Below are 14,758 nucleotides of genomic sequence, written 5' to 3' on the forward strand. Positions count from 1 at the left end.
CTCCCGCTACGCAGGCGGGTCTGGCACGTTGTCGTCGTCGCGGTTCGTCCGCGTCCACTTCTTGCTGTTGAGCGAGAAGGCGTACACGGGACGGCTCTTGTCACCGCTCGTGGCGAACGGCTTGCCTTCGTCGTCGATGCGGATGGTCCCGCGCCGACCGCCGCTCGACCACGTCAGCTCCAAGTACCAGCGTACGTAACGGTTGTTGACGGACGCGTCGACGAAGAACGCCTCGGGGTCGTTGGCGCTCACCTTGTAGGGGAAGGTGTCGGCCTCGTCCTCCGGCTTGAGGCCGGGCGCCGCCGAGTCCAGGTCGGTGGTGAAGGAGTGCTTGGGCACCCCGCTTCCACAGCCGACGCCGAGGTACGCCGTTTTGAAGTTGTTCCACTCCAGGGGCGCGCTCGATCCGGCGACGCGGACGTTCAGCGACTCCAGGACGACGGTTTCCTTGCCCTTGCCCTGCACGGTGAACCGCACGGTCTGGTCCCGGGCGGCGACGGCGCCGTTCGCGGACACCCAGGCGGGGGTGTCCTGTTCCCCGGGTGGCGGGGAGAGCTCGGTCGGGGACTTGTTGACGAGGTAGGGACTGGGGCAGCCGCCCGGCCACTGATGGGGCTGGGTGGAGATGCTCACCGGCACACCACCCTGGCCGGCACCGGCACCGCCCTTGCCGCCGTCCCCGCTACTCGGGGCGCCGCCGTTCTTGTCCTCGCCCGCCTTGCCCTCGCTCTTCGGGTCCTCGGAGCCCGTCGCGCCCTTGCCCGCCTTGTCCTTGTCCTTGTCGGACGCCTTTCCCGACGGCTCCTTCGAGGGCGAGACGGACTGGGCGCCGGAAGGACCCTGTCCCCACTCCCCGTCCTGCTCGGTCGGGGAGTTGACGGACGCGCGGTCGCGCTTGCCGCCGTCGGACGCGGCCTGCACGGCGACGGCGGTGGCGCCGAGCGCGAAGACGACACCGGCGGCGACGAGGACGCGCGACCTGGGCAGCCGCTTCCACGTGCGCGTGCCTGCCGTGGCGGGCGCCCGGCCGATAACGATGTCGGGAGAGTCGTCGGGGTCGTCGGGATGCGAGTCCGGACCTACGGATCCGGAGCCGCCCGAGCCACCCGAGCCACCGGAGCCCGAACCGCCAGCACCAGAGCCATCAGCTCCGGCACCACCAGCACTGGCACCAGCACTGGCACTGGCACCAGAGCCCCCACCCGAGCCATCAGCCCCTGAGCCCGCAGCGGCCGCACCCGCAGCGTCGGACCCAGCCGCACCGGCCCCAGCCGTACCGGCCATCCCCTCCCTGCGATCACCTCTCGACGCATCGGCCAGGATCCACCGCCGATGGACCTCGACCATCTCCTCGCGCGAGGCCCCGCACACCCGGGCGAGCCGCTCCAGCGGAGCGAACTCCGTGGGCACGGCCGTCCCCTTCACATACCGGTGCAGCGTCGACGTCGACACATGCAACCGCTTGGCCAAGGTCCCGTAGCTGAGCCCCGACCGCTCCTTCAGCTCCCGCAGCAACTCCGCGAGATCGCCCGCCCCCACGCTCTCTCCCATCCCGTTCGGCCGTTCCAAGGAACGGAGTTTTCGCAGCTCACAGCCGTGCGAACGTCCCGGTGCTGCCAACCCCCCGTGTCACGCTGGCCGCTGGGACAAAGCACCGCACAAGCTGTGAGCCATACAAGCACGCCGCATCCGGGCCCTTCCCGGCGCGGCTCGCGTCTCCCGCATCACATGGAAAGAGACCAGCCATGCGACTCTCCACCAAGGCCACCGCAGCTGCCGCCGCCATCGCCGCCACTCTCTCCCTCGCCGCGATCGGCACCGCGTCGACCGCGTCCGCCGCGCCCTCCGCCAAGTCCGCGCCGGTCACCTGCACCGCCGCGACCACGAAGGTCACCGTCAAGCAGGTCGACCGCCCCATCAACCACCTTCTCCTGAAGGCCAAGAACACGGGCACGAAGACCTGCTACGCGTACGGCGCCCCGTTCCTCCGCTTCGACCAGGCGCAGGCCGCGACGGGGTGGCTGGAGGACAGCAAGCCCCAGGCGGTCGTCACGCTCAAGCCGGGCGAGACCGCGTACGCGGCCATCGGCACCTCCTCGCCGGAGGGTTCGGAGGGCTACCAGGCGCACGACCTGGGCGTCTACTTCTCCAACCGGTCGATGAACGGAAGCGTGGGCAACCCGGCCGCGGCCAAGCTGCCCGCCGGTGGCGTGTACGTGGACAGCTCGGCCTTCGTCACGTACTGGCAGACGTCGGCGGCGGACGCCCTCCAGTGGTGACGGGGCCCGCGCCTTCGGCGTCGCAACATAGGTATGGATGAGGTCCACGTCCAGGTGGGACGCCACCAAGGTGCGAGTTGGTTGCAGGTGGGACGGATTGGCGCCGGGAGCCGTGTAAGTACGAGCGGGTTTGTTGATTCACGGTGCGGCAGTAACGCTCTGTATCCATCATGGAACAGCGTGCGCACCCGTTACAGAAATCTGTACGGGTGCGCACGGGTGAAATGATCTCCGCATACGGGGAGTTGAGCGCCATGCCACCCAGGAACCGCCGCCGGAAGAACGCCTCCGCGATGAAGATGCTTGGCGCGCAGGTCGCCGCGCTGCGCCGGGCGGCGGGCCTGACCCAGCGCGAACTCTCCAAGCGGCTCCTCGTCGACGAGGAAACAGTCGCCTCCATCGAGCAGGGCCGCCGCCCGCTGAAGGAGGATCTCGCGGCGTCGCTGGACGAGATCCTGGACGCCAAGGGCGTGTTGACGGCCGCGGTGGAGAACATGCCGGAGGTCGACCTGTTTCCTCGGTGGGCCGAGGAGTACATGGATCTGGAGCGTGAGGCGATCGCACTGTCCTGGTACGACAACCAGGTGCTGCCGGGGCTGCTCCAGACGGAGGCGTATGCCCGCGCCGTCTTCAGCAACGACGTTCCCACCCTCAACGAGGACGACATCGCCATGCGTGTGGCCGCGCGCATGGGCCGACAGGAGATCCTCCATCGCAAGAGTCCCCCGAGGGCCAGCTTCGTCATCTCGGAGGTGACCCTGATCGACCGGCTCGGCGGCGACGAGGTGTACTACGAGCAGTTGCGCCGCCTACGCGAATGGGCAGATCTCCCCGGTGTCGCGCTCCAGGTCATGCCGGTCGGACGTGATTTCCATGCCGGTCTCGCAGGCCCCTTCACTCTCATCGAGACCCCGGACCACCAGCGCCTTGCCTATACCGAGGCCCCACGAAGCAGCCAGATCATCGCTGACCCCGACGAGGTGGCCCACCTAGAACACAGGTATGCGATGCTGCGGTCACAGGCCCTCAACCCCCAAGAAACGAAGGACCTGTTGAACCGTCTGCTAGGAGAGTAATGAGCAGCGCACTCACGTGGTTCAAGGCGAGTTACAGCAACGACCAGGGCGGCGCCTGCCTCGAAGTCGCCTACGACTGGCGCAAGTCGAGCTACAGCAGCGACCAAGGCGGCCAGTGCCTGGAAATCGCCGCCCACCCCTCCGCCATCCACATCCGCGACTCCAAGAACCCCACGGGCCCCACCCTCACCGTCGCCCCGGACACGTGGACCCGTTTCCTGAGCCAGACCTACTGACCCGCGCTGCCGACCGGGCCGACCTCGACCGGGGATCCCGCGCCGTCCGCGACGGCCAGCGTCGAGGCGCCCGGCCAATCCAGCGTGACCGACTTCGTCTCGTCCGGCGGGGTCACGACCAGACCGGTCACCTGGACACCGGAGCCACCCGCGTCGTGCGCCGGGTAGGTGATGCCGAAGGCGACCGCGTCGCCGTCCTTGAGGACCGTCGGGGCGGACTCCCGGCCCGTACGCCTGGCTGACAGATCGCCCTCGCTCGTCGTCAGGTCGACGCCCGCGTACCCGGAGATCGCGCAGTCCAGGCCACTGCCGTTCGTCAGCGTCACGGCGACGGAGCTGTCAGGATCGCCCTCCACGGTGCTGTCCGACGCCGAGATCTCAAGCCCGTCCGTACGACACTTGTCGACGCCCGCGACCGAGCCGCCGCTGCCCGGGGCGCTGACCGGGCTCCGGCCCGCCGACGGGTCGACCGCGATCGTGGACGTGGACACCCGCACGCCCGTGCCGTCGTCGCACGCGGTGAGCGTGAGCGCGGAGACGAGGGAGAGACCGGCGACCACCGAGCGGGTCGTGGTGCGGGTGAACTTCACTGGGAGCCCCCGGGAACAAGGAACGTGTGGCACGGCCATGAGCGAAACAGCCACGGCCGAGGCCGCACAAGGATTCCCGGCCGATCTGGCACGCTGGAACGATTTCACCCGCGTGACCTGGGAAAACGCCCTCCGCTGGAACGCCGTCCTGGGATGCCCGCACACGCACCTGCCGGTAAGTACCCACAAAAAAGTCGGTACTTGTCCCCCTTCGCGCCGCCGGGAAGGATCGAAGACGTCCCCACCAGACACCACCTCCGATCGGAGCCCACCAGCCATGCCCGCACAGCCCGCGCAGACCGCCCCCGTCACCGTCCTCGGCCTCGGCCTGATGGGCAGCGCCCTCGCCGCCGCGCTGCTCAAGGCGGGCCACGCCACCACCGTGTGGAACCGCACCGCGTCCAAGACGGGCCCGCTCGCCGCCCAGGGCGCGACCCCGGCCGACACCGCGCGGGACGCCATCGAGGCCGCCCCGCTCGTCATCGTCTGCCTCACCACCAACGACCACGTCCGCGCCCTCCTCGAACCCGAGGCCACCGCCCTCAAGGGCCGCACGGTCGTGAACCTCACCAACGGCACCCCGGCCCAGGCGCGGGAGCTGGCCGACTGGGCGGCGGCGCACGGCATCACGTACGTCGACGGCGGCATCATGGCCGTACCGCAGATGATCGCGACGCCCGGCGCGTACATCCTCTACAGCGGCACGGACGAGGCGGCCTTCGCCACGCACCGCGAGACCCTGTCCGCACTCGCCGACACCAAGTGGGTCGGCACCGACCCCGGCCTCGCGGCGCTCTACGACCTCTCCCTGCTCACCGGCATGTACGGCATGGCGATGGGCGTCGCCCAGGCCCTCGCGCTGACCGAGAGCGAGGGCATCCCGCCCCGCGACTTCGCACCGCTGCTCACGGACTGGGTGATCGCGATGGCGCACGGAACCATCCCCGGCATGGCCGAGGGCCTCGCCACGGGCCAGCACCTCACGGACGTCTCGAACCTCGCCATGAACCGGGCGGCGTTCCCCAACTTCACCAGCGCGTTCACCGAACAGGGCCTGCGCACCGACCTGTTCGACCCGTTCCAGGACCTCCTGGACCGGGCCGTCGAGCAGGGCCACGGCGCCGACGGCTTCTCGCGCCTGGCGCTGCTGCTCAAGAAGGACTAGCCCTCTGTCACGGGACGAGGAGCACCTTGCCTGTCGTCTCGCGCCGCTCCATCGCCGCATGCGCGTCGGCCGCCCGCACCAGCGGGAACGCCTGCCAGGCGGCCACCAACTCCCCCTTGGCGGCGGCCTCCAGGGCGGCCCGCTCGCGCTCGGGGGCGCGCTCGGGGTGGCCGATCAGTTCGAGCAGGGCGTTCACGTACGACGTGCCGTGCTCGGCGAGTTCCTCGGGCGTCGGCTCGAAGGGCTCCTGCGAGGCCCACCCGATGGCGACGAACCGCCCGCCCTCACCGATCAACTCGTAGGCGCTGGCGGCCTTTTGACCACCCACCCCATCGAGTACGACACTGACGGGCCGGTCCGCACCGAGCCGCTCGCGGACGACGTCCGCCCACCCGGCCTCGTTGTAGTCGACGACGACATCGGCGCCGAGGGCCTGTACGGCGGCGGTCTTGGCGGACCCGCCCGCCGCGCCGACAACGGTGGCACCGAGCGCGTGGGCGTACTGCACGACGAGCCGTCCGACCCCACCGGCCGCGGATGTCACCAACACCACGTCGTCGGGCTTGAGTTGAGCGGAGTCGAGCAGCCCCATGGTGGTCGCCCCGGTCATCACCATGGTCACCGCGTCCTCGGGCCCGAGCCCGACGGGCAGCACGTGCAGCCCTTCGACATCGGCGACGGACAACTCGGCGTACCCCCCAGGCTGGGTCCGCGAGGCCACGACGGACCGCCCGACCCACTCAGGGTCGACCCCCGGCCCCACGGCATCCACGGTCCCCGCGACCTCGCCACCGAGGACGGCGGGCAGCTCGGGCAGCGGGGGCGCCATGTCGGACGCGTCACCCTGGCGCATGACGGTCTCGACGAAGTGAACTCCCGCCGCCCGTACGGCGATCCGCACCTGCCCGGCCCCGGCGACGGGGTCGGGCAGAGTCTCGTACCGCAGGTTCTCGGGGGCCCCGAACTCGTGCAGAACAACAGCGCGCATGGTGTGCTCCTCAAAACGTCAGAACGTCGATGCACACCACCATCTGACCTCAAGCGGACTTGAGGTCAAGGGGAGGCGCCCCGTAAGGGGCGCGGGGAACTGCGCGCCCAGCCAGCGCGGCGCTAAAGGCGACGAGCAACCTCAGTCGCCCAGTACGTGAGAATCATGTTCGCGCCCGCCCGCTTGATCCCGGTCAGGGACTCCATGATCGCCGCATCCCGGTCGATCCAGCCCCGCTGAGCCGCCGCCTCGATCATGGAGTACTCCCCGCTGATCTGGTACGCGGCAACCGGCACGTCCACCGCGTCGGCAACGCGGGCCAGGATGTCGAGGTAGGGACCCGCGGGCTTGACCATGACCATGTCCGCGCCCTCCTCCAGGTCGAGCGCCAGCTCCCGCAGGGACTCGCGGCTGTTGGCCGGGTCCTGCTGGTACGTCTTGCGGTCCCCCTTGAGCGAGGAGCCGACGGCCTCGCGGAACGGGCCGAAGAAGGCGGAGGAGTACTTCACGGTGTACGCGAGGATCGACACGTCCTCGTGGCCGACCTGGTCCAACGCGTCGCGGATGACGCCGATCTGACCGTCCATCATGCCGCTCGGACCGACCACGTGGGCGCCCGCGTCGGCCTGGACCTGCGCCATCTCGGCGTACCGCTCAAGGGTCGCGTCGTTGTCGACGCGGCCTTCGGAGTCCAGCACACCGCAGTGCCCGTGGTCGGTGGTCTCGTCCAGGCACAGGTCGGACATGACGATGAGGTCGTCCCCGACCTCGGCGCGCACGTCGCGGAGCGCGACCTGCAAGATCCCGTCCGGGTCGGTGCCCGCCGTGCCGACGGCGTCCTTCTTGGACTCCTCGGGGACGCCGAAGAGCATGATCCCGGCGACCCCGGCCTCCATCGCCTCGACGGCGGCCTTCTTCAGGGAGTCGCGGGTGTGCTGGTAGACACCGGGCATCGCGCCGATCTCCACCGGAGCGCTGATCCCCTCGCGCACGAAGGCGGGCAGGATCAGATCGGCCGGATGCAGCCGAGTCTCGGCGACCATGCGGCGCATGGCGGGGGTGGTCCGCAGCCGACGCGGCCGCGCACCCGGAAAAGACCCGTACTTAGTCACTGAAACCTCACCTCATACCGCTACGGCTGCGCCCGCTGTGGTCTGGGGCGCTGCCCGCTGTGGGCAATCGTGCCGCAGGGCGGCACGGGTGGGCACAGCCCCCGGTGCAGAGCACCAAAGGGGCGGCGCCCACCCAAAGGTACCTACGGGGCGGTACGGCGCCGACGGGACCCCGGCCGACGCTCACTGGGCCGGGTGACGGGATCCCCCGCCTCCAGCGCCGCAGCCCTCCGCCGAGACCCGAACTCGGCAAGCGCCTCGGCCAGCTTGTGGACCGACGGCTCGGGAGCCATCACGTCCACCCGGAGCCCGTGCTCCTCCGCGGTCTTGGCCGTCGCCGGGCCGATGCACGCGATCACGGTCACGTTGTGCGGCTTGCCCGCGATGCCGACGAGGTTCCGCACGGTCGACGAAGAGGTGAAGAGAACGGCGTCGAAGCCACCGCCCTTGATCGCCTCGCGCGTCTCGGCCGGGGGCGGCGAAGCGCGCACCGTCCGGTAGGCGGTGACGTCGTCGACCTCCCACCCGAGGTCGATCAGGCCCGCGACCAGGGTCTCCGTGGCGATGTCGGCCCGCGGCAGGAAGACACGGTCGATCGGGTCGAAGACCGGGTCGTACGGCGGCCAGTCCTCAAGGAGTCCGGCGGCCGACTGCTCGCCGCTGGGCACCAGGTCCGGCTTCACGCCGAAGGCGATCAGCGCGGCGGCGGTCTGCTCGCCGACGGCCGCGACCTTGATCCCGGCGAAGGCCCGCGCGTCGAGCCCGTACTCCTCGAACTTCTCGCGCACCGCCTTGACGGCGTTGACGCTGGTGAAGGCGATCCACTCGTAGCGGCCCGTGACCAGGCCCTTGACCGCGCGCTCCATCTGCTGGGGCGTGCGCGGCGGTTCGACCGCGATGGTCGGCACCTCATGCGGCACCGCGCCGTACGAACGCAGCTGGTCGGAGAGCGAGGCCGCCTGCTCCTTCGTGCGCGGCACGAGCACGCGCCACCCGAAGAGCGGCTTCGACTCGAACCACGACAGCTGGTCGCGCTGGGCGGCGGCCGAGCGTTCGCCGACCACGACTATGACCGGCTGCCCGCCGTCCGGCGACGGCAGCACCTTGGCCTGCTTGAGCACCTGCGCGATGGTGCCGAGCGTCGCGGTCCAGGTGCGCTGGCGCGTCGTCGTACCGGCCACCGTCACGGTCATCGGGGTGTCGGGCTTGCGGCCCGCGGACACCAGCTCACCGGCGGCCGCGGCCACCGAGTCGAGCGACGTGGAGACGACGACGGTGCCGTCCGAGGCGCCCACCTCGTTCCAGCAACGGTCCGACGCCGTACGGGCGTCGACGAAGCGCACGTCCGCGCCCTCCGCGTCGCGCAGCGGCACACCCGCGTAGGCGGGCACGCCGACGGCGGCCGCGATGCCGGGCACCACCTCGAAGGAGATGCCCTCGGCGGCGCAGGCGAGCATCTCGCCCGCCGCGTAGGTGTCGAGGCCCGGATCGCCGCTGACCGCGCGCACGACCCGCCTGCCGCCCCTCGCGGCCTCCATGACAAGATTGGCGGCGGCTCGCGCGGAAGGCGCGTCCACGGCAGCTGACGCGTCGTCAACTGCCGCTGCCCGGGGTGTGTCCACACCTCCCCTGGCGTGCACGCGGACGACGTCGAGCACATCGGGCTCGGCGATCAGCACATCCGCTCGGGCCAGCGCCTCGACGGCGCGCAGGGTCAGCAGTCCCGGATCTCCGGGTCCGGCACCCAGGAAGGTGACGTGCCCGTGTGCGGGAGTGCCGGGAAAGTTCGAGGTGGGGCTCAAAGTGCTCGCTCCCCCATCAGACCGGCCGCGCCCTTGGCGAGCATCTCGGCCGCGAGTTCGCGGCCCAGCGCCATGGCTTGGGTCTCCGTCTTGGGCACGGGACCGGTGGTGGACAGCTGCACCAGCGTCGAGCCGTCGGTCGTACCGACGACGCCGCGCAGGCGCATTTCCTTGACAATCTGCCCGTCGGCCAGCAAGTCGGCCAGCGCGCCCACGGGGGCGCTGCAACCGGCTTCCAGGGCGGCGAGCAGGGACCGCTCGGCGGTCACGGCGGCCCGGGTGTACGGGTCGTCGAGCTCGGCGAGCGCGGCGGCGAGTGACGCGTTGTGCGCGGCACATTCGATCGCCAGTGCCCCCTGGCCGGGGGCGGGCAGAACAGTGTCGACCGACAGGAAGTCGGTCACCTCGTCGATGCGTCCGACGCGGCTGAGTCCGGCGGCGGCGAGCACGACGGCGTCGAGCTCCCCCTTGTGCACGTATCCGATGCGGGTGTCGATGTTGCCTCGGATCGGCACGGTCTCGATGGTCATGCCGTGGCTGCGCGCGTAGGCGTTCAGCTGCGCCATGCGGCGCGGCGACCCTGTGCCCACGCGGGCGCCCTCGGGCAGCTCCGGGAAGGTCATGCCGTCGCGCGCGACCATGATGTCGCGCGGGTCCTCGCGCACCGGCACGGCGGCGAGGGTGAGCTCGTCGGGCTGCGCGGTGGGCAGGTCCTTGAGCGAGTGCACGGCGAAGTCGACCTCGTCGCGGGCGAGCGCGTCGCGCAGCGCGGCGACGAACACACCGGTGCCGCCGATCTGCGCCAGGTGCTCGCGCGAGGTGTCGCCGTACGTCGTGATCTCCACGAGCTCGACGGTCCTGCCCGTCACCTGCTGTACGGCCTCGGCCACTTGGCCGGACTGGGCCATGGCCAGCTTGCTGCGCCTGGTCCCGAGCCTGAGGGCCCTCTCGGTCATGCCCGGCCTCGATTCGGGTCGTCGTTCTCGTTGTTCGTGTGGTCGGCGCGGCTGACCGCGGCGACCGTCTGCGGGTCGAGGTCGAACAGCGTGCGCAGCGCGTCCGCGTACCCGGCGCCGCCCGGCTCACTGGCCAGCTGCTTGACCCGCACCGTCGGCGCGTGCAGCAGCTTGTCGACGACGCGGCGCACGGTCTGCGTGATCTCCGCGCGTTGCTTGTCCTCAAGTCCCGGCAGGCGCCCTTCGAGGCGCGTCATCTCACCGGCCACCACATCGGCGGCCATGGTGCGCAGGGCGACCACGGTCGGCGTGATGTGCGCGGCCCGCTGCGCGGCACCGAAAGCGGCGACCTCGTCGGAGACGATGCCCCGCACCATCTCCACGTCGTCGGCCATCGGGGCGTCCGCGGACGCCTCGGCGAGCGACTCGATGTCGACCAGGCGCACCCCGTCGATGCGGTGCACGGCGGCGTCGATGTCCCGCGGCATGGCGAGGTCGAGCAGCGCGAGCACGGCGGTACGGGCGGGTCCCGCCGACGGCGAGGGACGGCGCAGCTCGGGCACCCGGCCCGCCACGCTCGCGGCCGTCACCAGGGCGGCGATGGCCCCGGCCTCGGCCTGCGGTCCGCTCTCACGGCGCTCGGCGGGCGCGTTGTCCACCCAGGCGGCGTGCTGTTCCAGGGTCGCGGCGTCCATGCCCGCGACGGCGTCCTCGCCCGCGACGGAGAAGCCGCCGGGCGCGGAGAGGTCGAAGGGGCAGTCCTCGTCGCCCGCGACGACCGGTCGTACGGCCTTCTCCGCGGGGCTTTCGACCCGGCTGCCCGCGGTGGGCGTGCGGCCCGCGACGGCCGTCGTGACGGCCTCCGCGGTCAGCACGAGACCGGTCGCGCCGGTGCAGGAGACGGCCACGTCGGCACGTGTCAGTTCGTCCGCGACGGAGTCCATGGCGACGGCACGCGCGCTCACGCCGGTGCCGCCGGGCCCGCCGAGGATCTCGGCGAGCCGCTCGGCGCGCTCCAACGTGCGGTTGGCGACGACGACTTCCTCGACCCCGGCGCGCGCGAGCGTCGCCGCGGCGAGCGAGGACATCGAGCCCGCGCCGATCACCAGGACGCGCTTGCCCTTCGCCCAGGTCTCCACCGGCTCGCGCACGGCGAGCTGTTCGAGGCCGAAGGTGACGAGCGACTGCCCGGCCCGGTCGATGCCGGTCTCCGAGTGCGCCCGCTTGCCGACCCGCAGGGCCTGCTGGAAGAGGTCGTTGAGGAGCTTGCCCGCGGTGTGCAGGTCCTGCGAGCGCGCCAGGGCGTCCTTGATCTGCCCGAGGATCTGCCCCTCGCCGACGACCATCGAGTCCAGTCCGCACGCCACCGAGAAGAGGTGGTGGACGGCCCGGTCCTCGTAATGGACGTACAGATAAGGAGTGAGCTCCTCAAGACTGACGCCGCTGTGCCGCGCGAGCAGCGTGGACAGCTCGGCGACGCCCGCGTGGAACTTGTCCACGTCGGCGTACAGCTCGATGCGGTTGCACGTGGCGAGCACCGCGGCCTCGGCGGCGGGCTCGGCGGCGAGCGTGTCCTGCAACAGCTTCGCCTGCGCGTCCGCGTCGAGCGCGGCCCGCTCAAGGACGCTCACCGGTGCGCTGCGGTGACTCAGCCCCACGACCAGGAGACTCATGCCGGCATCACGGCGGGGACGTCCCCGTCGGGTCCCTTGCGCTGCTGCTTGGCGGCGACGGGCGGCAGCACGCCGTCGGCGGCCGCCGCTTCCTCACCGGCCTTGCGCTGCTCGTGGAAGGCGAGGATCTGCAGCTCGATGGAGAGGTCGACCTTGCGCACGTCGACGCCGTCGGGGACGGAGAGGACGGTCGGCGCGAAGTTCAGGATGGAGGTCACACCGGCGGCGACGAGCCGCTCGCAGACCTGCTGGGCGGCACCGGCCGGGGTCGCGATGACGCCGATGGAGACGCCGTTGTCCTCGATGATCTTTTCGAGTTCATCGGTGTGCTGCACGGAGATCCCCGCGACGGGCTTTCCGGCCATTGCCGGATCGGCGTCTATGAGGGCCGCGACACGGAAACCACGCGAGGCGAAGCCGCCGTAATTGGCCAGCGCGGCGCCGAGGTTACCGATACCGACGATCACAACCGGCCAGTCCTGGGTCAGACCCAGTTCACGGGAGATCTGGTACACGAGATACTCGACGTCGTAGCCCACGCCTCGCGTCCCGTACGAACCGAGGTACGAGAAATCCTTGCGCAGCTTCGCGGAGTTGACCCCCGCGGCGGCCGCGAGCTCCTCGGAGGAGACCGTGGGTACCGAGCGCTCCGACAGAGCGGTGAGGGCTCGGAGGTACAGCGGAAGCCTGGCGACGGTGGCCTCGGGAATCCCTCGGCTGCGGGTCGCCGGTCGGTGAGTTCGGCCAGTTGCCACGGTGCTCCTGCGGGTAGAGCGGGGCTGCAGGCGGTCACTCGTCCCCAGACCGCCCCGTCGAATGCAGGCTATGTCTTTGTGAACGCGTGCACAAAGATGGTGTCCGATTTGCCCGGCCAACGTGACCGGGGTCACGCGCCCCCGGCGCGCGATCGTGGAACCGGCGCGCGGGCAGTGTCGTCGCTCACTTGATGGGGGCAAAACCGCACACACTCCTCACGATCATCGCCCCCGAGACCAAAACCGCCCCAAAGCGTAAACGACTTCGCGGGCTCTTTGGACTGCTCGGTCAGTATGTGCTGCCGCAACGTGATCAACTAGCCGGTCAGCTCGCGCCGCAGGCGATCCCCGTCCACGCGCCAGAACGTGTGCTGCTCCCCGTCCACGAGCACCACGGGGATCTGCTCCCAGTAGGCACGGTGCAGTTCCTCGTCCTGAGTGATGTCCTTCTTCTCCCAGGAAGCGCCCACCTCCGCGCAGACCTTCTCGATCACCGACTGTGCGTCATCGCACAGATGACAGCCGGGCTTCCCGATGAGGGTGACGAGCCGCTCCCCCGGCTCCTTCTTCTCTGCGCGCTTCTCCGTGCTCTTCTCCGTGCTCTTCTCCGTGCTCTTCTCCGTACGACCGCCGCTGCGACGAAAGATCGGGCTCATGCCCCCCATTCTCGCCCCCCTCGACGCGGCTCGACGCGCCCGACGGGCGCCGCGTACGACGTCCGTTTAACGGCCGGGTCGCGGAGAGTTCACAGGCCCGAATCCTCCCGACTCCGGAACCACCGAACAAACTGGCTATGCTCACGACATGGCCGCTCTCGGATGGCTCACCCCCCGTAGGCGCTCCGCCACGGCGCGAAGCGTGTTGGCAGGCGAGGCCTCGGCTGAGGCAGCACGCAAGTCCTCCCAGGAGCAGGAGGAACTCGACGAGCTCGCCGCGGCCGCCCCGCCCGAAGAGGCCGCGGAGCCCGCGGAACCGGAATTCCCCGTCGCGGGCGACACCAAGGCCGCCGCCTTCTTCGACCTCGACAACACCGTGATGCAGGGCGCCGCGATCTTCCACTTCGGCCGCGGCCTGTACAAGCGGAAGTTCTTCGAGCGCCAGGAGCTGTTCCGGTTCGCCTGGCAGCAGGCCTGGTTCAGGCTCGCGGGCGTCGAGGACCCCGAGCACATGCAGGACGCCCGCGACAGCGCCCTGTCCATCGTCAAGGGCCATCGCGTCGCCGAGCTGATGTCCATCGGCGAGGAGATCTACGACGAGTACATGGCCGAGCGCATCTGGCCGGGCACCCGCGCCCTCGCCCAGGCCCACCTCGACGCGGGCCAGAAGGTCTGGCTGGTCACCGCCGCCCCGGTGGAGATCGCCACGGTCATCGCCCGCCGCCTCGGCCTGACCGGCGCCCTCGGCACCGTCGCCGAGTCCATCGGCGGCGTCTACACCGGCAAGCTCGTCGGCGAACCCCTGCACGGCCCCGCCAAGGCGGAGGCCGTCCGCGCCCTGTCCGCCGCCGAGGGCCTGGACCTGGCCCGCTGCGCCGCGTACAGCGACTCGCACAACGACATCCCGATGCTCTCGCTGGTCGGGCACCCGTACGCGATCAACCCCGACGCCAAGCTGCGCAAGCACGCCCGCGAGCGGGACTGGCGGCTGCGCGACTACCGCACGGGCCGCAAGGCAGCGAAGGTCGGCATCCCGGCCGCCGCGGGCGTCGGCGCCCTCGCGGGCGGCGCGGCCGCCGCGATCGCCCTGCACCGCCGCCGCCACTGAACGCCCCCGCACCACCACCGCACCGCCGCGGCCACCGAACGCCATGAACCGCCGCCACTGAACGTGGTCGAGCGCACCCGGAAGTCACTGCGCAGCGCGCATTCCCTCGGTCCTACCCCGCCCCGTCTCCCGCCAGTCCCGTTGGTTGAACTCGGCCACAAGACGCCCTGCGCGGTGACGGAATGTGAACTAATCCGATCAACAAACGCTCACTCTCTGGTACTTGATCAGGCTCCGATCCGTAACAGAAGCGACGTAATCGATGATTTGAGCAACTGGGTGTAGCGCTGCCTGTACGAAGCGTTATTCTCCTCAGACGCATAACGGGACCGCACACATCGCTACGAAGGGTGAACGGTCCC

Annotated in this window: 14 protein-coding genes; 5 read left to right on the top strand and 9 right to left on the bottom strand. The window is 70.6% G+C overall.

What is annotated here, in order from left to right; all coding sequences use genetic code 11:
• Positions 1-6: 6 nt before the first annotated feature.
• Positions 7-1,569, bottom strand: a complete 1,563-nt coding sequence (locus CP970_RS44975) for a helix-turn-helix domain-containing protein (RefSeq protein ID WP_224058511.1) — start codon at positions 1,567-1,569, stop codon at positions 7-9.
• Positions 1,570-1,745: 176 nt separating this feature from the next.
• Between CP970_RS44975 and CP970_RS18570 the strand changes: the two genes are divergently transcribed.
• From CP970_RS18570 to CP970_RS18580, 3 genes are all read left to right on the top strand, one after another.
• A complete protein-coding gene (locus CP970_RS18570) occupies positions 1,746-2,279 on the top strand; it encodes a DUF4232 domain-containing protein (protein WP_055549403.1) in 534 nt (177 codons plus the stop codon).
• Positions 2,280-2,449: 170 nt separating this feature from the next.
• Positions 2,450-3,355 (top strand): helix-turn-helix domain-containing protein, encoded by a 906-nt coding sequence (locus CP970_RS18575; RefSeq protein WP_079043641.1) that lies wholly within the window; start codon positions 2,450-2,452, stop codon positions 3,353-3,355.
• Entirely contained in the window at positions 3,355-3,591 is a 237-nt protein-coding gene (locus CP970_RS18580; protein WP_055549405.1) for a DUF397 domain-containing protein, read from the top strand. Before CP970_RS18575 ends, CP970_RS18580 begins: the two co-directional genes overlap by 1 nt.
• Here the strand turns inward: CP970_RS18580 and CP970_RS18585 are convergent.
• The gene (locus CP970_RS18585; RefSeq protein WP_055549407.1) at positions 3,585-4,181 is read right to left on the bottom strand and encodes a DUF4232 domain-containing protein; all 597 of its coding nucleotides are present in this window, start codon (positions 4,179-4,181) and stop codon (positions 3,585-3,587) included. The two genes, CP970_RS18580 and CP970_RS18585, sit on opposite strands and share 7 nt — an antisense overlap.
• Positions 4,182-4,458: 277 nt before the next feature.
• Between CP970_RS18585 and CP970_RS18590 the strand changes: the two genes are divergently transcribed.
• Positions 4,459-5,346, top strand: a complete 888-nt coding sequence (locus tag CP970_RS18590) for an NAD(P)-dependent oxidoreductase (protein WP_055549409.1) — start codon at positions 4,459-4,461, stop codon at positions 5,344-5,346.
• Between the two features lie 7 nt (positions 5,347-5,353).
• Here the strand turns inward: CP970_RS18590 and CP970_RS18595 are convergent, their stop codons facing one another.
• From CP970_RS18595 to CP970_RS18625, 7 genes are all read right to left on the bottom strand, one after another.
• Positions 5,354-6,334 (bottom strand): zinc-binding dehydrogenase, encoded by a 981-nt coding sequence (locus CP970_RS18595; RefSeq protein ID WP_055549411.1) that lies wholly within the window; start codon positions 6,332-6,334, stop codon positions 5,354-5,356.
• A gap of 122 nt (positions 6,335-6,456) precedes the next feature.
• On the bottom strand, positions 6,457-7,446 hold the full coding sequence (hemB, locus tag CP970_RS18600; protein ID WP_079043643.1) for a porphobilinogen synthase: 990 nt from the start codon (positions 7,444-7,446) through the stop codon (positions 6,457-6,459).
• Positions 7,447-7,589: 143 nt separating this feature from the next.
• Positions 7,590-9,248 (bottom strand): bifunctional uroporphyrinogen-III C-methyltransferase/uroporphyrinogen-III synthase, encoded by a 1,659-nt coding sequence (locus CP970_RS18605; protein ID WP_055549415.1) that lies wholly within the window; start codon positions 9,246-9,248, stop codon positions 7,590-7,592.
• Complete coding sequence (hemC, locus tag CP970_RS18610; RefSeq protein ID WP_055549417.1) at positions 9,245-10,204, bottom strand: hydroxymethylbilane synthase; 960 nt, start codon at positions 10,202-10,204, stop codon at positions 9,245-9,247. Before hemC ends, CP970_RS18605 begins: the two co-directional genes overlap by 4 nt.
• Complete coding sequence (locus tag CP970_RS18615) at positions 10,201-11,877, bottom strand: glutamyl-tRNA reductase (RefSeq protein ID WP_055549419.1); 1,677 nt, start codon at positions 11,875-11,877, stop codon at positions 10,201-10,203. Before CP970_RS18615 ends, hemC begins: the two co-directional genes overlap by 4 nt.
• Positions 11,874-12,632 carry a redox-sensing transcriptional repressor Rex gene (locus CP970_RS18620; protein ID WP_055549421.1) on the bottom strand — a complete coding sequence of 253 codons (759 nt, stop codon included), beginning with the start codon at positions 12,630-12,632 and terminating at the stop codon, positions 11,874-11,876. The genes CP970_RS18615 and CP970_RS18620 overlap by 4 nt, the downstream gene beginning before the upstream one ends.
• A 317-nt stretch (positions 12,633-12,949) precedes the next feature.
• A complete protein-coding gene (locus CP970_RS18625) occupies positions 12,950-13,297 on the bottom strand; it encodes a glutaredoxin family protein (RefSeq protein ID WP_079043644.1) in 348 nt (115 codons plus the stop codon).
• Positions 13,298-13,436: 139 nt separating this feature from the next.
• On the opposite strand from CP970_RS18625, the gene CP970_RS18630 reads away from it, so the two are divergent.
• On the top strand, positions 13,437-14,396 hold the full coding sequence (locus tag CP970_RS18630) for an HAD family hydrolase (RefSeq protein WP_055549423.1): 960 nt from the start codon (positions 13,437-13,439) through the stop codon (positions 14,394-14,396).
• The last annotated feature ends 362 nt before the right edge of the window (positions 14,397-14,758 follow it).

Source organism: Streptomyces kanamyceticus, from assembly GCF_008704495.1.
In the GTDB taxonomy this organism is placed as follows: Bacteria; Actinomycetota; Actinomycetes; order Streptomycetales; family Streptomycetaceae; genus Streptomyces; species Streptomyces kanamyceticus.

Excerpts from the sequence above, each read along its gene's own strand:
- hemC (WP_055549417.1), bottom strand. The coding sequence starts at position 10,204 with ATGACCGAGAGGGCCCTCAGGCTCGGGACCAGGCGCAGCAAGCTGGCC.
- CP970_RS18570 (WP_055549403.1), top strand. The coding sequence starts at position 1,746 with ATGCGACTCTCCACCAAGGCCACCGCAGCTGCCGCCGCCATCGCCGCC.
- CP970_RS18590 (WP_055549409.1), top strand. The coding sequence starts at position 4,459 with ATGCCCGCACAGCCCGCGCAGACCGCCCCCGTCACCGTCCTCGGCCTC.
- CP970_RS18615 (WP_055549419.1), bottom strand. The coding sequence starts at position 11,877 with ATGAGTCTCCTGGTCGTGGGGCTGAGTCACCGCAGCGCACCGGTGAGC.
- CP970_RS18595 (WP_055549411.1), bottom strand. The coding sequence starts at position 6,334 with ATGCGCGCTGTTGTTCTGCACGAGTTCGGGGCCCCCGAGAACCTGCGG.
- CP970_RS18625 (WP_079043644.1), bottom strand. The coding sequence starts at position 13,297 with ATGGGGGGCATGAGCCCGATCTTTCGTCGCAGCGGCGGTCGTACGGAG.
- CP970_RS18580 (WP_055549405.1), top strand. The coding sequence starts at position 3,355 with ATGAGCAGCGCACTCACGTGGTTCAAGGCGAGTTACAGCAACGACCAG.
- CP970_RS18630 (WP_055549423.1), top strand. The coding sequence starts at position 13,437 with ATGGCCGCTCTCGGATGGCTCACCCCCCGTAGGCGCTCCGCCACGGCG.
- CP970_RS18575 (WP_079043641.1), top strand. The coding sequence starts at position 2,450 with ATGGAACAGCGTGCGCACCCGTTACAGAAATCTGTACGGGTGCGCACG.